This is a genomic window from Cohnella endophytica, from assembly GCF_003628305.1.
In the GTDB taxonomy this organism is placed as follows: domain Bacteria; phylum Bacillota; class Bacilli; order Paenibacillales; family Paenibacillaceae; genus Cohnella; species Cohnella endophytica.
Genome location: NZ_RBZM01000013.1, coordinates 49,798 through 72,730 on the forward strand (window position 1 = coordinate 49,798; position 22,933 = coordinate 72,730).

Annotated in this window: 9 protein-coding genes; 1 reads left to right on the top strand and 8 read right to left on the bottom strand. The window is 52.0% G+C overall.

Annotation, left to right across the window (positions count from 1 at the left end):
- Positions 1 to 35: 35 nt before the first annotated feature.
- From D7Z26_RS27600 to D7Z26_RS24750, 8 genes are all read right to left on the bottom strand, one after another.
- Positions 36 to 6,149, bottom strand: a complete 6,114-nt coding sequence (locus D7Z26_RS27600) for an Ig-like domain-containing protein (protein ID WP_199731777.1) — start codon at positions 6,147 to 6,149, stop codon at positions 36 to 38.
- A 210-nt stretch (positions 6,150 to 6,359) separates the two neighbouring features.
- Positions 6,360 to 10,670, bottom strand: a complete 4,311-nt coding sequence (locus D7Z26_RS24720) for an S-layer homology domain-containing protein (protein WP_158602434.1) — start codon at positions 10,668 to 10,670, stop codon at positions 6,360 to 6,362.
- A 261-nt stretch (positions 10,671 to 10,931) separates the two neighbouring features.
- On the bottom strand, positions 10,932 to 14,315 hold the full coding sequence (locus tag D7Z26_RS24725; RefSeq protein WP_120979711.1) for an S-layer homology domain-containing protein: 3,384 nt from the start codon (positions 14,313 to 14,315) through the stop codon (positions 10,932 to 10,934).
- A 99-nt stretch (positions 14,316 to 14,414) separates the two neighbouring features.
- Entirely contained in the window at positions 14,415 to 15,386 is a 972-nt protein-coding gene (locus D7Z26_RS24730) for a response regulator (protein ID WP_120979712.1), read from the bottom strand.
- Positions 15,368 to 18,460, bottom strand: a complete 3,093-nt coding sequence (locus D7Z26_RS24735; protein WP_120979713.1) for an ATP-binding protein — start codon at positions 18,458 to 18,460, stop codon at positions 15,368 to 15,370. Before D7Z26_RS24735 ends, D7Z26_RS24730 begins: the two co-directional genes overlap by 19 nt.
- A gap of 190 nt (positions 18,461 to 18,650) precedes the next feature.
- Complete coding sequence (locus D7Z26_RS24740) at positions 18,651 to 19,505, bottom strand: formylglycine-generating enzyme family protein (RefSeq protein WP_120979714.1); 855 nt, start codon at positions 19,503 to 19,505, stop codon at positions 18,651 to 18,653.
- A 106-nt stretch (positions 19,506 to 19,611) separates the two neighbouring features.
- A complete protein-coding gene (locus D7Z26_RS24745) occupies positions 19,612 to 20,247 on the bottom strand; it encodes a glycoside hydrolase family 11 protein (protein ID WP_120979715.1) in 636 nt (211 codons plus the stop codon).
- 279 nt (positions 20,248 to 20,526) lie between these two features.
- Positions 20,527 to 21,681, bottom strand: a complete 1,155-nt coding sequence (locus D7Z26_RS24750) for a YibE/F family protein (protein ID WP_120979716.1) — start codon at positions 21,679 to 21,681, stop codon at positions 20,527 to 20,529.
- Positions 21,682 to 21,814: 133 nt separating this feature from the next.
- On the opposite strand from D7Z26_RS24750, the gene D7Z26_RS24755 reads away from it, so the two are divergent.
- Positions 21,815 to 22,891, top strand: coding sequence for a HupE/UreJ family protein (locus D7Z26_RS24755; RefSeq protein WP_120979717.1), 1,077 nt, complete (start codon positions 21,815 to 21,817; stop codon positions 22,889 to 22,891).
- The last annotated feature ends 42 nt before the right edge of the window (positions 22,892 to 22,933 follow it).

Consider the following 22,933-nt stretch of genomic DNA (forward strand, 5'->3'; position numbering starts at 1 on the left):
TAAAAAAGGGGGCGAATCTCGCCCCCTCCCTCAGTTTAAATCAAGTCCGATAGTTGCAATAGTCTTTGAATCATGGTTGCGACCTCAGCTCTAGTGATGAGTGCCTTCGGCGCAAGCTCGGTGGCTTTTCGTCCAGATACAAGCCCGGCCTGCACGCTGTCCGCAACGCTGCTTTGCGCCCAGCCGGATACGTTTGACGCATCTCCAAACGGACGAAGCGTTGCCTCTTCCGATTGAGCGGACAGCTTTGCTTTCAGTCCGGTAATCGTCATCGCTCTGGAGAGAATTTTCATGGCCTGTTCTCGGGTAATCTTATCATTTGGTCGAAACGTACCGTCCTCAAACCCGCTAATCAACTGATACGCGTATGCCGTGTTGATCGCGCTGCTGAACCAATCCGTCGTCTTCACGTCGGAGAACGCCGATGTTCCGTTTTCCAGCTTCAATCCCAATGCGCGTACAAGAATGGCTGTAAACTCGGATCGGGTAATATTGCGATCGGGACTGAACTGGCCGCCGCCCGTCCCCTCAATGACCATCCGCGATCCCATGTCGTTTACGGCGGCTTTCGCCCAGTGGTTCGCGACATCTTGGAATTCGTGCGGATTCCAGACGACGGAGTAAGTGCTATTGGTTAAGCTGTTGATCTGAGCGTAATGCTTGCCATCGATGATAACGATCTTAGTCGGTACATGACGAACCGTTCCATCCGGCTCGACAACGACGCCTGTCGTAATCTTGTTCGGGTCGACTCCGACCGGGATGGCGATCGATCTTTCCACATAAGCGTTGAACTTCGATACTTCAACGCTTGTATTTCCGTATGTGGCTCTAATCGTAAAATCCAGCGGCGGAAGCACAAGCGTGAACGTGCCTTTCACTGCCGCGTTCTCTACTACCTTCCATGTATCCGCTGTCGGCGCGGCGATTTCTATCTGCACCACGATGTCTTGCAGGGCGACTAACTTGCCCATCTGTTTGGATATCGCGCCGATGTTGATCTGCTGCGCCGGCAGCGTATACGTCGCCGTATCCGTCTTAATTTCCAGAACGGCTTGCTTGTCTTCCATGCTCTTCACCATTTGACCGTTCAACTCGCCAACGACGATGTCGAATGCTTTGTTGATCGGAATCGTGACTACGGCATGCCGGCCTTCCGCGGCAAGTCTCTCGTCCAGTTTCTTCTGATCCACGACCACCGTAATTACGGTATGATCGTTTCTCTTCGCGATCGTGGCCGTGCCCGCATTTTCGACTTTCCCGTTAACAAGGATATCAACGTCCGGATTCGTATCGGCCGGTGTCGTTGGAACAGAAGGCTGAGATGGCGTAACGGACACTATCGGAACAACGGCGTTCGATTGCGCGGAGGCATCGCTTCTTCTGCCCGCTCCATTGATCGCTTTTACATTAAACGTATAGCTCGTCCCGTTCGTCAATCCGGTAAGCGTAATCGGACTTGTTCCTCCGATCACCGTAACGCCTCCCGGCGAAGCGGTCACTTCATATCCCGTAATATCGCTTCCGCCGGTATCGGTCGGATACGTAAACGTGATAACCGCTTGCCCGTCGCCTGCGACTGCCGTTATGTTCGTCGGCGCTCCCGGGACGGTAGACGGAGTCGCGCTCGCTTGATTCGACGCCCCGCCTAGCCCTCCCGGGCCTTCCGCCTTGACCACGAAGCGATAGCCCGTGCCGTTGACCAAGTTCTCTACGCTGTAGGGCGAAGAAGAGACCGTCGCGACTTTGACGAAGTTATCGGGGTCTGCATCCGTTGCCATATAAATATGATACTGCGTCGCATCCGATACTGCGCTCCAGCTCAGCGTAACTTGACGGTCATCGCTTGTTGCGGTCAGATTTTGCGGATTGGCGGGAGCATTCGGCCTATTTACCGACTGCGTAACGGTAAACGAGACGGGAGTCATATGATCCGCTGATACCGTGACCGTTGCCGTATAAGTGTTCGCAGACAAACCGTCTATTGCAAAAATATCGAAGGTTGTCGATGAACCGCTATTTAATGATGAACTCGGCACCGTAAATTCAAAATCGTTCGCGTTCGCGCCGCTAAGGGTTACCGTCAGATTCGTCAGATTGCCGGTGCCGGTATTATTGAGGGTAACGGTTCTCGCTTCTTTAGCGCTAGAGACGTATCCTTGCGTTAGGTCCGATAACGTTTGATTCGTTATGGCAGCGATCGTATAAGTAGCCGCTGCCGTGACCGTGATCGTCGCCGTTGCTTTTTTACTGGAATCTTCCGTCGACGTCGCCGTTATCGTGTATGTACCCGGCGCGGCATTCGCTACGACCGTTACGTAGCCCGTGCCGTTCACCGACACTTTGTTGCCGGCGTCGCTGCTCGTCCATTCGACCGTCTCCGCTGCGCCGCCAACAGCCGCGACTGTCGCAGTGAGCTGCTTGTTTCCTCCTTGCACCACGCTGGCGCTAGTCGGGGTAACGCTCACGCTGGTGATTGCCGGCGTTATCGGCGCCGCTGTAACCGTTATCGTCGCGGAGGCTTTCTTCGTTGTATCCTCCGTCGACGTCGCCGTAATCGTATAAGTGCCCGGCACGGCATTCGCTGCGACCGTTACGTAGCCCGTGCCGTTCACAGACACTTTGTTGCTGGCGTCGCTGCTCGTCCATTCGACCGTATCCGCCGCGCCGCCAACCGCCGTGACTGTCGCAGTGAGCTGCTTGTTTCCTCCTTGCGCCACGCTGGCGCTAGTCGGGGTAACGCTCACGCTGGTGATTGCCGGTGCTATCGGCGCGGCGGTAACCGTTATCGTTGCGGAGGCTTTCTTCGTTGTATCCTCCGTCGACGTCGCCGTGATCGTATAAGTGCCCGGTACGGCATCCGCTGCTACCGTTACGTAGCCCGTGCCGTTCACCGACACTTTGTTGCCGGCGTCGCTGCTCGTCCATTCGACCGTCTCCGCTGCGCCGCCAACAGCCGCGACTGTCGCAGTGAGCTGCTTACTGCCTCCTTGCGCCACGCTGGCGCTAGTCGGGGTAACGCTCACGCTGGTGATTGCCGGTGTTATCGGCGCCACTGTGACCGTTATCGTCGCGGAGGCTTTCTTCGTTGTATCCTCCGTCGACGTCGCCGTGATCGTATAAGTGCCCGGTACGGCATCCGCTGCTACCGTTACGTAGCCCGTGCCGTTCACCGACACTTTGTTGCCGGCGTCGCTGCTTGTCCACGTGACGGTTGTCAATGCGCCGCCTACCGCATCCACCTCGACCGCTAGTTGCTTGTTTCCTCCTTGCGCCACGCTGGCGCTAGTCGGGCTGACCGTTACGCTGTTGATGGCTGGCGCTACGACTGCGGTGACCGTTATGGTAGCGGTGCCTTTCTTAGTAACGTCTACCGTTGACGTCGCTGTGATCGTATAATCTCCCGGCGCTGCATCGACTGCGACCGTCACTTTCCCTGCGCCGTTCACCGCCACTTTGTTATCGTCACTGCTCGTCCACGTGACCGTCGTCGCCGCACCGCCAACCGCAGTTACATTAGCCGCGAGCTGCTTGCTGCCTCCTTGCACGACGCTTGCGCTAACCGGTGTAACGCTCACGTTGGTGATTGCCGGCACCGCGGTGACCGTTATCGTCGCGGTTCCTTTTTTGCTGCTGTCTACAGTAGACGTTGCCGTAAGGGTATACGTGCCCGGCACGGCATCCGCCGCGATCGTTACGAAGCCGCTACCGTTTACCGCCACCTTGTCGCTAGCATCGCTGCTCGTCCACGTGACCGTCCTATCCGCGCCGCCAACCGAAGCTACGCCAGCCAAGAACTGCTTGCTGCCTCCTTGCGCCAGGCTAAAGTTAGGCGGGCTGACGCTTACTCCTAAGATTGCCGGCGTTTCGGTGACCGTAATCGTCGCCGTTCCTTTTTTGCCGCTGTTAACCGTTGACGTTGCCGTGATCGTATAAATGCCCGGCGTGGCATCGGCCGCGACCGTTACATAACCGCTCACGCTCACTGCCACTTTGTTTCCGCTGTCGCTGCTCGTCCAATTGACCGTCGTCGCCGCACCGCCAACCGCCGTTACTGTCGCCGTGAGCTGCTCGCTGCCTCCTTGTACTATGCTAGCGCTAGTCGGGCTTACGCTTACGCTGTTGACTGCCGGAGCTATAGTGACGGTAATCGTTGCCGTCCCTTTTTTACTTTCATCCACCGTTGACGTTGCCGTGATCGTATAATCTCCCGGCGTTGCATCGGCTGCGACGGTCACGTTCCCTGTGTTGCTCACCGCTACCTTGTTGCCGACGTCGTTGCTCGACCAGGTAACCGTCGTTGCGAAGCCAACATTCGCATCTACCGCAACCGCAAGTTGCTTGCTTCCTCCTTGCATTACGCTCGCGCTATCCGGACTGACGCTTACGCTATTAATGGGCTGAGGCACGGGATCGGTTTGCACGATCAGACCGCCTCCCCCTATTAACATAAAGGTGTTGTTTCCAAATGCAGCACCTAATAGACCACTGGCAGTGTCGATTGAACGATTTGTCCAATTCACTCCGTTGCTGGAGGTCAATATCGTCCCCTTCTCTCCCACCGCCACAAAGGAGCCGTTTCCGTAGGTTACGCCGGATAGTAGATTCGTAGTTCCGCTTGTTTGACTCGTCCAGATCGCCCCGTTGCTGGAGGTTGCAATCTTTCCAGTTTGCCCGACCGCCACAAACGTGCCATTTCCATAGCCGACTCCATATAGATAAATCGAACTGCCCATCGATCGGCTAGACCAAGTTGCTCCGTTGCTGGAGTTCGCGGTTACTCCCACGTCTCCCACCGCCACGAATGTGCCATTTCCGTAGGTGATTGCTCTTAGCGGAGAACTCACGGGGCCGTTCGTTCTCGTCCAGATCTCTCCGTCAATGGAGGTCAAAATATTTTGATTGTACCCTACGGCCAGAAACTTGCCGTTGGCGTAGGTGACGCCATTTATAGTAACCGTAACGCCGCTCGTTCGACTCGTCCAGCTCGCTCCGTCGCTGGAAGTCACAATCTCCCCGCCCCCCCCTGTAGCCACAAAAATGCCATTTCCGTAGGTGACGTCAACTAAGGTGCTCGTAATTCCGCTCGTTCGACTCGTCCAGTTAACTCCATCGGTGGAGGTTAGGACCACGCCTTTCTCCCCTACCGCTACATACGTCCCTTTACCGTAGGCAACCCCGCCTAGATTAGCCGTAAAGCCTGTCATTTGATTCGTCCAGTTCGTCAAATTGCTGGAGTTCAATAACGTTCCTAACGCCCCTACCGCAACATATTTGCCGCTTGCGAAAGTTACGCCCTGCAAATTATTTGTTGTGCCAGAGCCGCTTGTCCGGTTCGTCCAACTCGTTCCGTTACTGGAGGTCACAATCGTTCCATTGTCACCCACTGCCACAAACGTGCTGTTGACGAAACCGACATCATTTAGAGTATTCGAAGTATTGCTCGTTTGCTTCGTCCAAGTCGTTCCGTCGCCAGAAGCCCAGATGGCTCCATCTATACCTACCGCCACATATTTGGTACTTCCATAGGAAACCCCATATAGAAATATCGGAGAACCGATTGTTGGGTTCACCGTCCAGCTCGTTCCGTTGCTGGAGGTCCAGGTTATTCCGCCACCACCAACAGCCACGAACTTGTTGTTCCCAAAAGTGACGCCTTCAGGAGCATTCGATTGACCGAGCGCTTGATTCGCCGTCCAATTCGTTCCGTCGCTCGAAGTTACAAGAGTTCCATTAGCCCCTACCGCCACATACTTGTTGTTTCCATAGGCGACGCTCGTTAAATATTTGGTCGTACCGCTTGATTGGTTCGTCCAGTCCACTCCGTCGCTGGAGGTTAGAATCGTTCCGTTTACCCCTACCGCCACAAAAATACCGTTCCCGAATGTGACGCCAAGCAGTTGATAGGTGTTGATACTTGATTTTGATCGTTTCGTCCAATTTACTCCGTCGGGAGAGGTCACAATCGTTCCATTGATCCCTACCGCCACGTATGTGCTCTTTCCGAATGCGATGCTGCTTAATTGATCACTCGTAGGCAACGGACTCCGGATATTCCACCCGTCAAGAGAATCTGCAAAAGCTTTTTGAGGAATTGTAGCCAAAATTATAGAAAATACGATGACGATCGATATCCAACGTTTGATCATTGTTATCCTCCACCCGCCTTCATGCTGATTTACTGTACGATGATTATAAAAGGGGTGATGTTGCAAAATTGTTGCAACACATAAAAAGGAACCCGCGTCGGACGATTTAATACTAAACAGGGAGACGGCGGCCTCATCAGCCGCGTCTCCCTGTTTGGTATAGGCCATTTCCGGCAGCGTTCGCTGCAAATGGCTATGTTTTAATGGCGTCTAATGCTTCACGGCCTGGCCGGAGGCTTCCTGGATCGCGTCAAACGCCCAGTGCGCCGCAGGAACATCCGTCCATTTCGCAGGTTCGGAAGCTTGAGGCTTCCATCCGAGCAGCTTATTGACGATAACTACCGCCTGGGCGCGCGTAAGCTTGTCGTCAGGATGGAAATTGCCGTCGCTATTACCGACGATTATACCCGCAGCTTGCACCCTTTCGATGGAAGCCTGCGCCCAGTGACCTTTAATGTCGGCGAAGCTGCCGCCTTTGTCGCCTGCGCCGTTCGCATCGGAGCCGCCAAGCAGCCTGGCCGCAATACTGGCCATCTCGCCTCTCGTTATCGCCTGATCCGGTTTGAAGGTGCCGTCAGGATACCCTTTCAGCAGTCCTGCCGCCGTAGTCTGGGCGATCGCCGAACGCGCCCAGTGCTTGTCCGGCACATCCGCGAAAGAAAGTGCCGTATTCGCGGATTTCACAGGGAAAGCGCGCACCAGAATCGCTGCCAATTCGGCGCGGGTGATCGCGCTGTTCGGCCTGAAAGTGCCGTCGCCATAGCCGAAAATGTACGGGTTATGCGCCGTGGCGGACAACGCGACGCTCCAACCGGGCAGATTCACGATCGTAAACGTGCTGAATTTGCTCACCGTAATTCGCAGGCCAAGCGCGCCTGATGAATTGTAGCTGACCAATTCGCCCCGCACGAATTCTTTCGTCCCGTCGCTATGCTCGATGAAGATGCCGAGATCTTTTTTCTGTTCTTCGGTAAGATTTGCGTTTCCGAGCGGAAGCACGAGTTCTACCGGACGGCTCTGCATGTTCGTCTCGATCGTCATCGGACGTCCGATGACGCTAAGGCCTCCGGTCCCGATCGCAAGTTTCGCCGCTTGTTCGGTTTTCGCGCGCTGTTCGACCGCCTTGCGCTCGTCCTCTTGCTTGATCGGAACGACGCGGAAATACGTATCGTCGGACAGTCCTTGCATCGAGCCGCTCGGGATGCCGATATGAACGTCGTTAGCGAAAATAGACAATCCGACCTTCTCTCCCGCGAGTTTATCGGTAGCCGCTTTCGGGAGCTTGACGTTCAATTCCGCGACTTCGTCCTTCGCGTCGGAAATGACGAGCGTTGCCGAACGGGCGCCGCCCTGCTGCAATTGGCGAATCACATCCCCGGCTTGTTCCGGCGTCAGGCTCACTTCGTCTTTTTTCTTGCCGCTTGCGTCCGTCGTACGGGTGATGATCGTCTGCGCGACGACCGCGCCGTTCGTGCCGGCGCCGCTCTGCACGTCGACTTTGATCTCTTCTTTGGCCGGCGCAGAGCCGCTCGATGGCGCGGGCGTAACCGTCACGGTCAAGTCGGCTGACGCGCTTCCGAGATGATCGCCCGCCCCCGTATATTCCGCCGTAATCTCTCCGTTTTCGCCGACAGGCAGAGCCGTCGTCGTCCATTCCGCTTTTCCGTGCTCGTCCAACGTCGCCGTGCCAAGCGTCGTATTTCCTTTTTTGAAAGTAACGGAACCGGTTGGCACGCCGCGTAAATCATCATCCGCCTCTACTAGCGCCGTCAGCTTGACCGATTGTCCGGCCGTTGCCGTTTCATGATCGCTGGAGAGCGTAACCGTCGTCGTGATTTTGTCATAGACCTTGATCTGAATTCCGATTCCGTTTGCTTCATACGGAGAGATGCCGTTGTAGTTGGCTTGAAGTTTACCTTCGTATGGCGAATTTCCGGGGTTCGACAGTTGCGACCAATCAGACACGGTCAACGTAGCCACGCCGTGGTCGTTCAGCTCCCCTGTGTCCAGCAGTTTATAGTCCCACTCCTCTGTTCCCAGCAGTTTCACGCCCATATAAAACCTCAAATCGCCGTTCGGAACCGCTCCCGTGCCGGAGGCCGGTCCAACAGTTGCGGTAAGCGTAAACGTCGAACCGTACTTCAACCCGTTGGTCGTTACGGAAGCCGGGTCTAGCGCCAAAGAAATTTCCGTCGCCAGTCGCGGAACGATCCCCGTCGGCGCGCTCGTTACCGTTGCGCCCGTCGCTTTCGCGTTTTTCGGCGTGACCTTGACTTTGATCACTTTGCCGACGTCCGCAACCGTAACCGTGTACGTATTCGTCGTCGATGCCTCTTGTACACGCGTCTCTCCGCTCGTACCGTTCGAATCGTAGCGATAGAACGCATACGTCGTGCCGGACTCCTCATCGTCGTCCGTATCCGCATAACCGGACGCTGCCGTAAGCGTGCTGCCGACTTGCGCCGTGCCCGTAAGGGTCGGCGACGCCGTTGGCAACGCATCTGCAGGCGCGAACGCGCGAAGGCTTGGAAATCCGGTATTCGGATTCATAGTCCAAGTATCGTCGAAATCCCAGCCTACGAAGGTCGCTAGCGCGGTCATTTCCGTCGTCGTCTTTCCGATGCCTTTGTTCGTATCCGATTGACCGGAAATGGTTTTATCGTAATACGAATTGCCAACCATGTGACCCGAATAATCGCCGATTAAGCCGCCGGTCGAAACTTTGCCCGAAACGATGCCCGCGGCGTATGAAGTCGTTACGTTTGCCGGCATAGACGGGCCGAGCGCCGCATTCTTTCCGACTAACCCTCCGACTAATCCTCCGGTGCTGGTGTTCGTCGAGTGAATACTCGCAGTCGCATAGCTGTTTGCGATCGTACCGTTGTTTTCGCCGGCAATACCTCCTGCAATCGTCGACGAAACGAAGATGCTCCCCGTGACGTAGCTCTCGGAAATGGCGCCCGTATTTATGCCGACAAGGCCGCCGGCACTTCCCAGTCCCTTGATATCGACATTCACGAGCCCGACTCGCGTAATCTTCGCCATTGTTTCGGTTTTTCCGAATAATCCGACCGGAGACGTGTCGGTGCGATCGATTTTCATCCCGGTGATGGTATGACCGTTTCCGTCAAATTGACCTGTGAACGTATTGAACGTATTCCCGATCGGAATCCAGCCTCTTCCGCCGTAATAGCCTGCGCCGGTGGAAGACAAGTAGCTCGTTAGATTGATATCCGCCATAAGGATGTAATTCCCGGACAAATTATTTCTAATCGCGTCTAGTTCGACTGCCGTCGAAATGGGGATCGGCAACTCTTCTTCAATGACTGCCGTCGCCGCGCTTGTCGCCGTCACGCCCGTCGCTTTCGCGTTTTTCGGCGTGACTTTGACCTTGATGACTTTGCCGAGGTCCGCGGCGGCAATCGAATACGTATTAATCGCGGATGCCGCTCGTACAAGCGTCTCGCCGGTTATTCCGTCCGCGTTATAACGATAAAAAGCGTACGTCGTTCCTGCCTCTGCATCGCCGTCCACATCCGCATAACCGGACGCTGCCGTCAACGTGCTGCCGACGTTCGCCATGCCCGAGAGCGTCGGCGCTGCCGTCGGTGGCGCGTCCGGCGGCGACGTTGGTGCGCTGAATACGCGCAGTTTCGGATAATCATTGTTGATTGACCATACCGTCGTGAAATTCCACCCGGTATACGTCGCCTGTTTCTTCATATCTGACGTATTTTTACCGACACCTCTGCCCGTATCGGTTTGGCCGCTGGTGGTGGCGTCATAGAAGGAATTGACTACGGTTTCAGTCGGCGAAGCACCGACAAGACCGCCCGTCTTCGACGGCGTTCCCGTTACCAAACCGGCGGCAAAAGAATTTTCAATGCGCCCCGCGTTTTCCTCGTCATACAGGTTATTGCCGACAAGGCCGCCGACTTTCGTAGTTCCGCTGACCGAAGCGAGCGAATAGGAATTCGTGATCGTCCCGTTATTTTCTCCGACCATGCCCCCCACTCTGTCGACCGACGAAGAAACCCAACCCGTCACATAGCAATTTTGAATCGTGCCCCCCGAACTCTGCCCGACCAAAATGCCCGTGCGCGTTTGACTGCTTATAACTTGCGCTTCTACAACGCCAAGGTTTTTGATCGTGCCGGTAAGCCCTCCGATCAATCCCGTTTGCTGCGACGAACTATTAATTGTAATGCCTGAGACAGTATATCCATTCCCGTCGAGCACGCCACTAAAGGGAGCGAAATTCGGGAAGCCGATCGGGGTCCAGTTCTGTGTCAGGTCAATGTCTTGAATCAGCTCAATGTTATTCGTCAGCTTGAAATGTCCATCCAACACATATCGAATGTTATTCAACTGCGCAGTGGTGGAGATCAAATACGGATCTCCCTCGGTTCCGCTGCCTCCTGCGAACAACCCTGTCGCCGAAGCCTCGGGCGAACGGAATATCCCCGCCGTTGGAAGCAGCAACACGAATGCGAGTAATACTGTCATCCATTTTTTTGCCATCATATAATCCCCTCTCGTAGCCTGGCTTGTTGCCTACCTGCATCGAGAAGGATTATAGCAATCGGACGTAACAGAAATGACACAAAACGAGCTTTTTCGCTATTCCGCTTCGCGCAGCCTCGCTTCGATCGCCTTCAGCACCGCACGTTCCCGAACGGCATCACAGTTTCTGTATTCACGAAAAAAATCCCTTCCCCAGGTCGAAAGCATCCTGCTGGGAAGGGATCATTGAATCGTTCTATCTTGCGAGGATTTCTTTACTTAAATTAGACCGGATTTTTGTAATAGACTCTGAATAATAGTTGCAACCTCGGCCCTGGTCATGTAATCCTTCGGTGCAAGTTTAGCAGCGCTACGTCCAGATACAATGCCAGCCTGCACGCTATCCGCAACGCTGCTTTGCGCCCATGCAGATACTTCTGACGCATCTGCGAACAAACGAAGCGTCGCGTCTGCCGATTGAACGGATAACTTGCCCTTCAACCCGGTAATCGTCATCGCTTTGGAGAGAATCACCATCGCCTGTTCACGAGTAATCTTGTCATTCGGTCGGAATGTACCGTCTTCAAAACCGCTGATTAAGTGGTGCGCATAAGCAGTATTGACAAAGCTGCTGTACCAATCCGACGACTTCACATCAGAAAATGGCACTACTCCATTCTCCAGCTTCAATCCCAATCCGCGAACCATAATGGCCGCAAATTCCGCACGGGTGACATCTTTGCCTGGACTGAACATGCTGCCTCCCGTACCCTCGATGACCATCCGCGAACCCATGTCGTTGACGGCGTCTTTCGCCCAATGGTTCGCAACATCGGAAAATTGAAGCTGATGCCATACTACCGAGTACGTGCTGTTGGTCAAACTGTTGATTTTTGCATAATACTTGCCATCAATCAATACGACCTTAGTCGGCACATGGCGTACCGTTCCGTCCGGATCGACTACCACGCCCGTCGTAATCTTGCTCGGGCCGGCGCCATCCGGGATCGCAATCGTTCTTTCCACATAGGCGTTGAAAGTGGAAACTTCGATTGTCTGCTCACCGTATGTGGCTTTAACCGTAAATTCTACCGGCGGAACGACAAGCGTAAACGTGCCCTTCTCTGCCGCATTTGCTACTACTTTCACCGTATCCGCCGTTGGCGCCGCAATCTCGATTTGAACCTTAATATCCTGCAAAGCGACCGACTTGCCGATCTTGTTGGATATAGCTTCGATATTGATCTGCTGCGCGGGGAGCGTGTACGTCGCTTTGTCCGTTTTGAGCTCTACAATCGCCTGCTTGCCTTCCAAGTTCTTCACCATTTGACCATTCAGTTCGCCGATGACAACATCGGACTTGGCGGTAACCGGAATCGTTACCACTGCATGTTGACCCTCTTTTGCGAGCTTCTCTTCCAATTTCTTCGGATCAATCACAACGGTCGTCACCGTTTGATTGTTCACTGTAGTTGTGGTTGCTGTTCCTGCACTTTCTACTTTCCCGTTGACCAGAATTTCAACACTTCCCGGCGTAGCACTTACCGGCGTGGTGGGGCTGGTCGACGGCGGCGCTGACGTTGTTTGCCCAACTTCGTTCGAGATATCTCCCAATTTGCTAATTTCACCGGCAGCATAATACCAAGTAAACTCTCCGCTCTCATTAACATCAAGATCATTCATGCGGATAAATAACGCATAGGATCCATCGGGGTCATCGATTCCATCGTCTATCGATTCAATATCAGATGTCGAAGGATCTTGAAAAATTGAATTTTCAAAATCGCAACACTCTTGAATAGATGTGTTTGCTTTTGCTGAAGTCGAATAAAACAATACCCCGGTATCTTCCGAAGAAATCAATAGCGCGTTTGCCCGATTCGCTGGGTCGGTTAACTTAACAAAATTCCCGTTAACCAAATTGCCCCTTTCTTTTTTAGGTGTATCCGAAATGCCTACATAGTCGTCCTTCGTTCCTGTCCAGAATCGTAAATTTTCTATTTTTGCCCCGCTTTTGTTTGTAACTTGGGTGACGATTTTGACAAACGACGAGGTCTCACCTAACGTATACGTATTTTTGACTTCCAGCGTCTTTCCGTTAATGGTAGTCGTGCCTGTTGAAATTATCGTACCGTATCCTTGATTCAGTCCAGTAGAGACATACCCAGATAAGTCGATGACCTGATTTGTCAATTCAGGGTTTACTTTGATGACACCGTTAGTATTCCATTCAGACAAGGTTCCGTTGCCGTCAAGTCCGATTGCGTTGTCCAATGGATTATTACGGTAAGTTAATTTATACCATCCTAATTCGTCTTCAACAGATCCATAATAAAACGGTTGTTCCAAGTTGCCGGAACTGTTCACGGAGTTTTTAGCGCCATTCCCAAATCGGATTTTCCCATTATTCAATACTTTGTAGATCGGCGCTTCGGCGATGACAGCCGTCGGTGCGCTTGTCGCCGTCGCACCCGTTGCTTTCTCGTTTTTCGGGGTGACCTTGACCTTGATGACTTTGCCGAGGTCCTCTACGGCAATCGTATACGTATTGTTATCTGATGCCTCCTGAACGAGCGTTTCGTTGCTCGTTCCGTCCGCATCGTAGCGATAGAACGCATACGTCGTGCCGGACTCCGGATCGCTATCTGTATCGTTATAATTGGATATTGCCGTCAGCGTTCTGCCGACTTGCGCCGTGCCCATGAGCGTTGGCGCTGCCGTCGGCGGCGTATCCGTTGGTGGCGTTGGTGCGCTGAATACGCGCAGTTTCGGATAATCATCGAGCTCATTGATCGACCATACCGTCGTGAAATCCCAGCCCGAATAAGTCGTCTGCATCATCATGCTCGTCCAATCTTTTCCGACGCCTTTGCCCGTATCGGATTGGCCGCTGTTGGTAGTGTCATAGTAGGAATTGACTACGGCCAGAGACGAAGCACCGACAAGACCGCCTTTGTCTGTTGTCGGTAACGTTGCCGTTACCAATCCGGCGGCAAACGAATTTGAAAAGCCCACCGTGTAATACCCGTTAGACGTGTAATTACCGACAAGGCCGCCGACTTTCGTAGTTCCCCTGACCGAAGCGAGCGAGTAGGAATTCGTGATCGTCCCGATATTTTCTCCGACCATGCCCCCCACTGTGTCGTACGTCGAAGAAACTGAACCCGTCACAAAGCAATTTTGAATCGTGCCGCTCGCATTAGTCCCGACCAAAATGCCTGTAATCGAATGAGTACTGACAACATTCGCTTCTACAATGCCAAGGTTTTTGACCGTGCCAGACAGCCCTTGGAACATTCCTGTTGACTGATCCGAGCTATTAATTTTAAGGCCTGTGATCGTATGTCCATTCCCGTCAAGCACGCCTCCAAACGGAAGAAAAGGCATGTTACCAATCGGGATCCAGCCCTTACCTCCATTGTAGCCACTGCCCCCGGACGACAAATACGCCGTCAGGTCAATGTTTTGCGTCAGCTTGAAATATCCATTCGCATTGCGAATGTTATTCAACTGCACCGGGGTGGAGATCAAATACGGGTCTAACGCAGTCCCGCTGCCTCCCTCGAACATCGCTGTCGCCGACACCTCGGGCGAACGGAATATCCCCGCCGTTGGAAGCAGCAACACGAATGCGAGTAATACTGTCATCCATTTTTTTGCCATCACATAATCCCCTCTCGTAGCCTGGCTTGTTGCCTACCTGCATCGAGAAGGATTATAGCAATCGGACGTAACAAAAATGACACAAAACGAGCTTTTTCGCTATTCCGCTTCGCGCAGCCTCGCTTCGATCGCCTTCAGCACCGCACGTTCTCGATCGGCATCTCCTTGCCGCCGCCACCACTCCGCCAGCCGCTCGCCAAGCCGATTCGTCATTTCGTCAACGGCGGCATCCGCCGGCGCGCTCCACGAGTAGCTTCGGCTGCCGAACAACGGCTGCCGATAGCCGAGAAACAGCTCCATCGCGCGTTCGGTCCGCCGTTCTACCGCCTCGCGGTCATTCGCCAGTTCGCGCAGCTCTTCCAGATCGGACAAACCGTCGGGACCGAGGAAACGATAGGAAAAATTGCCGCGTTCGATAGAGAAGGCAGCCGGCAAATGCTGCAAAACCTGCTTCAACCGGTAAATACCGGTATATAAATTGCGATCGCCTTTATTTTCGGGCGAACCGGGCCACAGCAGGTCGATCAGCGCCCATTTGTCGATCTGTCTGTCCTTGTTCATCCAGAAGTAAGCGAACAGCTCCTCCGTCTTTTTCGTCGGCCAACGCACCGGGCTGCCATCGCGCCCTATCACTTCGAATGTGCCGAGACAGCGGATCATCGGTTCGGCGCGCGCGGCGGCCGGGACTGCGGTGCCGGCTGCGGGGCGAAGCTGCTTGTCCAGCCGGCGCAACACGCGTTCGATATCGTCGCCGCCAATAGGCTTCAGAATATAGTCGATCGCTTCGACCTTGAAAGCGTCAAGCGCGTACTGCTCGTAGGCGGTCAAAAAAACGATTTTCAAGTCCGGTTTGATCCGCAGCAGCTTTTCGGCCAGCGCAAGACCAGTCATACGGGGCATCTGGATATCGAGAAACGCCAAGTCCGGTAGCAGCGCTGGAAATGCGGCAAGCGCCTCCTCGGGAACGTCGAAGCAGCCCTGTAGCTCGAATTCGGGATACGCCGCAAGCTGGTTTCTCATATAGGTCAATATACGCTGTTCATCTTCTACGATCATCGTAGAGTAGGCCATTGCTTAACCTCCTTCTGGAATCGGGCAGGAAGCAAAATCGTACACCGGGTGCCGCCACCCTCCACGGATTGGAGGCGGAAATCCGCCCCCTCGACGGCTGCGACCTGCCTGCGAACGTTCGACAGCCCGACTCCCTTCAACGTCTCCCCGGCAATCATTCGCCGAACCGCATCCGGACCGATCCCGATACCGTCGTCCTCCACATCGATGCGCAGGCACTCTTCTTCGTGCCTGATCCTCAGCGTCACCGTACCCGCGCCTATTTTGTTGAAAATGCCATGGCAAATCGCGTTCTCGACGAGCGGCTGGATGAGCAACGTTCTCACTTGCGGATTTTCCGCCAGCAAGGGCGGATCGATCTCAATCTCGAAGCGAAGCCGGTCTCCAAAACGCAACCTCTCCAGCTCGACATAATCTCGGATAAGTTCCAATTCCTGCTCAAGCGGTATCGTATGAGTCGTCGATTCGTACCGGAACATGCGCCGCAGATGACGGCTGAGCAGCCTCAGCCACTCGGCGGCTCGCTCGGGCTCGTCATAACAAGCCGCGATAATATTGTTCAGCGCGTTGTACAGAAAATGCGGCTTAATTTGCGCCGCGAGGAACGCTCGCTCATTGCGGAGAGCGGCTTCCATCGTGCCGGACAATTGCAGAAGCAGCTGCACCCGCTTGCGGATCTCGCCCGCCGAGAACGGCTTGGCGATATAATCCGTCGCTCCGGCCTGATAAGCAAGCTCCACATCGGCCTCACGCGATGCAGCCGTCGCGATAATAACAGGCAGCGACACGGAGGAGTGGTTGGCCCGAACCCGTTTCGTCAGCTCCAGGCCAGACATTCCGGGCATCAAATAATCGGTAATCATCAGGTCGAACCGGCGGTTGTTCAGCCGCGCCAACGCCTCTTCCCCTCCATACGCCACTTCCAGATCGTAATCATCCTGCAAGATGAGCCGAAGCACTTCCAGATTCATCGGATCGTCGTCCACCAGAAGCACCGAACGGCGTTCTCGCTCGCCGGCGTCCGTCGATACGGCCAGCTCCGGCCAGGCTGTTGCCGTCAGTCCCCCTTCCCGTTCATCCGGCGTAACGTGAATATACGCTTCCGGTAACTGCCTCGCCGCCTTCAATTCCAGCGCCATCTCGGTTCCGCGCCCCGGCTCGCTTGACGCAACATACAGCGCGCCTCCCATCCGGCGAGCCAGCTCCCGGCTGACGAACAGGCTAAGCCCCATGCCATCCATCGGAGGCTGCCCCGCCACGTCCGCGCGATACCTGTCCTCGAATACGCTTCCTTGCTCGGATTCCGTCATGCCGATTCCTTCGTCCGCTATCAGCAGCGTAACCCGACCGTTTTGCGCTTTCGCGGTGACGGCGACGGTGCCTTCATTCGAATATTTCACTGCGTTAGACAGCACGTTGTAGACGATTTGCTGCAGCCTGATCTCGTCCGCCTCGACGAACGTTCGGGACGGCACGCGATTCGCCAGCGCGATCGGCTTAGGGCCGACATGCATAGATATAATCCGCAACGCATGCTCCGCGACGGCAGACAAATCCACCGACGAAAACCGTACTTCAAACGACATATTGCGAAGCTGCGTCGCATCGATCAAGTTGTTCACGATATACGACAGCCGTTCGGACGTATCCACGACGACGCCGAGATGACGACGCGCGTCCTCTCGCATCCCCGTCTCCTTCCGCAGCAAGTGTTCGGCCAGATTGCGAATGCCGTGCAGCGGCGTCTTCAGTTCGTGCGACGTCCGCTGCAAAAACTCGTTTTTCGTCTCGTTCGCCTGCAGCAATTGCACCGTCAGTTGCTCCGATCGCCGCAGCGCGTTTCTCGAGCAGACGGCCAAATACAAATTGATCGTGGATATAAAAAAGAAGTACGAGACGAACGACAGACGTTTGCTCGCGATAATCTGATCCAGATACAAATATTGAAACAGCAAGCTGCCCGTCAGAAATAGCGCCGTGCCGAACATCAACGACCGCTCCACGCGATTTTCCCTCGATTGGGCCTTGATGAGCAGCAAAAGCCAGCTTACGATCGAAAACCCGCAAATAACGAGCTGATAGGGCGAAAACAACATTTTTACAGGTATGTAAGTCCGGTACGGCAAGATCGCCACCGCCGTCAAGTAAAGCAGTATCGGCGCCATCATCAGTCGAAACACCTTTTTCGAAGCGAACGCCGGATCCACCGCCCGGAAAAAGACGAGCAGCAGTATAAGCGCTCCGGACAACGACAAATCTTGCAGCTTGTAGGCGACTGTAAAAGGCAACCAATCGAGCAGCACCATGAGCACCTTCTCATCCGCGCAAGCCACAGTGAGCGAGACGATGAGAAAAAAAAGTCCGGCGTACAAGTATAGACGATCCCGGGAACGCATCAGGTAGACGGCTAACGAATACAAACCGAAAGAAACCGTCATCATGAAGCTGACCAGGCCGATGCCGAAATTAATCAGGGCGAAGCGGGATACTTGATCCGGCTCCCCGATGATGATCGGTTGCGCGATACCTCCTTGGTAATAATGGAAATTAGCTGTCTGGATGACCAGATGAAGACGGTTGTTCTCGACCGGGGCATAGACCGTATACGGGGTATTGTTCGGTTTCTCCGTCTCCTGCGACTCCGACGGCCTTCCGTTCTCGTGAAGTAAACGTCCGTTGACATACAACCGGTGCGACATACGGATATTCGTCACTTTGATGCCGATGACGGGAGGGGCGGATGGCGCGAGCAATATAACAGCCTCATAAGTGCCGATGCCGAAAAGCCGCTGCTCGGGAGCATATTTATCCCAGTTGCCGGGCACCCGGATGTTGATCGCCTTGTCTACGGGCAGCGAGTCGGGCGAAGCCAGCACGTTCGGGTAGAACGTCCAAGTCCCGTCCAGCCTCATCATGCCATCTTGGTCGAAATCCCACCCTCTCGCGTCCAGGATGCCGTCCTTGACCGGAAGCGTCGGCCGAGTCACCTCCGAGTCGAGCGCTATGTAAATCTGAACGAGAACGAATAGCCCGATAACCGCAAAAAGCCCGACTCTCGCCAATCGATTTTTCATAGAAGCGTCTCTCTTTCTGCCGCACGGCAATAAAAATGGAACGAATGTCCATCATTATAGCAGAACTCGACCCGAAGCGACGCAACCAATCTCGCAGCTACCCTGATCAGGAAAATAAAAATACAGCCCCAACCAAATTGGGGCTGCATCCGCATAGCATTCGGATTTTAGAGTTCCGTATCGTTGTTTACTAATTGTCGCGAACTAAGCGAAGACCTTGATCGGCGCCAACGCCATTCGCCTCGAAATGATTCAAATAGGTCAAATCGCCGACATCGCCCATCCAACTGCCGCCCTTAACGACCCGGGTAGAGGTGCTGTTGCTCTCCGTATCTCCGTACCCGTTCCAGCACCATTCCCTTACATTTCCCGACATATCGTAAAGTCCTAACTCGTTCGGTTTTTTGTTGCCGATCGGCTTGGTTTGATTATGGTTGTTCTCGACCAAAGGCCAGTTCCAGTCGCCCGACAACATTTTGTCTCCGGCATTCTTCCAATACCATGCCACATCATCCGCATTGTCGCTTCCGCTGTAGGTGTAGCTCTTGCTTAATTGACCTCCGTCCGCGGCATATTGCCACTCCGCTTCCGTCGGTAAACGGTACCCATTAGCTCCCTCATTGAAAGTTACGGTCCATTTTAAGTTATCGAATTCGCTCTTATTCGTAGGGTCGATTGTATTCTTATTTATATTGTAATACGGTTTAAGGCCCTCTTTGATACTTCTCTTGTTACAGTATTCCACGGCGTCGTACCAACTTACCTTCTCTACCGGCAGGTTGTCGCCTTTGAATTGCGAGGGGTTATTTCCCATGACCTCTGTCCACTCTTTTTGAGTGATCTCGTATTTACCGATATAAAAGCTATTTAAAGCTACTCGTTGTCCATAATAATTGGACTTCTTATTCGTAAATACCCCACCTTTGACGAATACAAAGTTATCGTTCCGTACGGAAGACGTTACGTTCTTGTCGGACTTGTCTTGCGAACAAGCGGCGGCGACGAGCATGGTGGCTATACATAGGAATATCAGCAGCTTTCTCATGGATAGTCTCCTTCTGTAAGCAGGTAAGGTCGTCCGTTGCAAGACAGGCCGACCTTACCCTACTCATTGACCCTAAAATTTCCCCAAAACTATGATAATAGACAGATTACCAGACCGTTACATTGGAACTGCCGCTGCTTTGGTAACCTTCAGTCGCCAGCACCTGGTAGGACCAGCTGCTACCCAGGTTCATGCCCACGTTTTTCCAAGCGTTAACATGGTTTGCAAATGTGATGGAGACGTTGCTTCCGGTCGCTCTCTTCGACTGGCGGACGCTCCAGTACTGGGTGAACGTTTTTGTGCCGTCGATGGATGGGGCGTTGACGCGCTGAGCCGTATAGATGTCATACGTGCCGCCGTCGCTGCTCACGGAACCTTTGTAAGTTCCGGTAGGTCTGTATGTTCCCCAGCTATCTACAACGTAATATTCGATGAGCGAGTTTCTCGTCCACCCGTAAAGAGTCAAATAACCGTTACCGGACGGCGACCAAACGCCAGCATTGTAGTTAATAACCCGGCTAGCCGAACCCGTTCCCCAGCCTTTACCGACAACGAAGTTCCCGCAATTGGTCCATGAAACGCTGTAGTTACCGCCGGATCCGTTCGTCGCGTTAACCGTACCGCCGCCGTCCGTCCAGTTCTGCCAGTAGTCCGTCGCCGCGCTCGAGGTTGAGGCAAACAAGCCGAAGCTCATTGAAGCCGCCATAATTACCATTAAAGCTTTTTTCTTAAACGTCATCATTAACTTCCTCCCAATAATTGTTTGATTTGATACGTTTTGTTTAGGCACTACCTGCTTGATGGATTCTCGCTGCAGTACGTAACTTCTAACGTGTCAATGCTGAGCTTTCAATTCTGTCACCACCTTCCATGGAAAATTATAATAAGTAAGCGCATTCATTTCACTCGAAAAACTATAGATCGAACCCTGATATTTATGCAACTTTTGGGAAAATGGAATGCAAACCGTTTAAAAAATAAAAAGCCTAGGCGGTTACTATGCCTAGGCTTTAACTTTGTCCTAATTCTTTTTGGAATAAACAGGAATAATTTGGGATGAAATAAATGCAACAATGGGTACAGTTAATACAATGCCTATACATCCGCTCATTCCTATCATGACCTCAATAGCGATATAATTCATATTCATTAATTGATTGAATGGTACCTTCATCGCATATAAGATGATTAGTGTATTAAGTGCACTGCCTGTAAAAGCAAGAAGAAGGGTGTTCGCCATCGTACCCATTATATCACGACCTAAATTTAGACCGGACAAATACAATTCTCTCTTGTTTAGGGTTGATTTTGTTAAATAAACTTCATGAACAGCTGCTGCAATTGAAATGCTTATATCCATTACAGCGCCTAAGGAACTGAGCAAAACCCCGGCAAATAGCAATCCTCTGAGCTGCATACCTGATGTATAAGAAATCGTGATTAAAGTTTCCCCATTATCAATATTGTAGCCTGAAATGTGCGCAAATGTTTGAAATAAATAGGCTATTATTCCAGTAATAACCAACCCAATTATTGTGCCTAATATGGCGGCCCATGATTTCGAGCTCCAACCATTTAGCAAAAGTAAAGAAATGCCTGTTATTAGAACGGCAACCAAGATGGTTGCAATAATAGGAGAATAACCTCTGTACAGCATTGGAATAAACAAATAGAAAATGCACATAAAAGTAAAAACAATACCCAGTACAGACATTAGTCCTTTTCTTCCGCCAATCCACCATAAGACAGCGAAGAATAACAATATAGTAACCAAAATTACAGGGGTTTTGTAAACATTATACGCCAAAACAGTATAATTCCCGGTCTCAGCAGTTTGAATGTTTACAACTATGATGCTTCCTTTTTTGGCGATACTATAGTTATATAGATTCACGCGATTGGTGACGGTCTGAATGTCACCTTTATGTTCTCCTGAAATGATTTTCACTTCCAGCTCTTGGGTTCCAGTTTTGAGATCGGGTTCTTGTGAATCTTTCTGTAAATCTTCACTTATAACCTGCAAAACTTTTGCCTTTTCATATTTTACAGAACCGGTGCCAACACCTTCATTCAGGTACTTTACTTCAGGAGCCTTGCTAAACAGATACATCGAGAATGTAATGAGCAAAAGTACGACTGCGAACAGAATAACTCTTGCATTTTTCGATGAAAACATATAATACCTCCGACTGCCCAAAATATATCCTTAAATCTAGCCTATAGATTCATTATATTCAAGAACCTTTTTATTTTTTTCAATAATGATATTATGAGATTTGACTTTATTCAATCCATTCAGGAGGCTCAACATGATTAAGAGGTTACTTGTATTGTCATTCGTTTTCTGTGGATTAACACTTGGATTATGGCCATCCACGTCCTCGGCTCATGGTGAAGCCAGCTTGGCTTACTCAACGATTTCATATGAAGATAGTGTAATTAAATATGTGCTACAGATTGATCTGTATGATTTACAGAGAGTCGCCGATATCGAGGATGCCGACATTGATGAACAAGCTCCGGAGGCTGAGCGGTTCAATAAAAAATCTTTTGTATCCGTAGAACAAAATCTACTTTCCAATATCCATTTATTTGCAGATGGCCTACCTCTTAAAGGAAAGCTTACGCGGCTTAGTCAAGTAAAGGTGGAAGGCGAGACTCAACCTTTTGCGGAAGCGATACTTGAATATCCGGTTTACAATAAACCGCAGGACTTCTATCTAGGCTATGATTTGGTTTTTGATTATGACGGATGGCACATTAATTACGTAAACGTAGCAATCGGGGAATTAATGAAAGAGGCGGTATTCGTTGCAGATCTTCATGAGCTTCAGGTGGGTCAAATGACGCTACATTATACGCTAATGCATTTTTTTCTGCTCGGCTTAATACATTCATTTACTGGCTTTGAATCTATTTTGGTAATTGTTTCATTCATTATTGGCTGCAGATCTGTTAAACAGTTCGTTGCAGTATTGTCCGTATTTTTGGGATTCCATGCTTTGACTTTCATTTTGGCGAGTTCACAGCAATTAACCCTGCCGAATAATTTTGTTAATTCAATTGTTGCGTCTAGTATTATCATGACCTCTTTATACACGTTATTTAGTAAGCAAAAGAAATTTTACTTATGGTTAGCCGGAGGCTCTGGACTCTTTGCCGGATTTGGATTTGCCAAAAACTTGGCTGGTATGAAAATGGATAGTGGACATCCTCTATACTCCGTCGTTTCTTTTAATGCGGGGATCGATACGGCTTTGATTGGTATCGCCGCAGTCTTGTATCTTGTTCATTATTTAGTTAAAGCAAATATATCGGTTCCTTGGATCTTAAAACTACTTACCGTATTCGGCATAGTTTGGTTCATCATCAAAGCATTGTTCTAATTATATGTAAAACTTTACATTAGTTAATTATACTCTTAATTG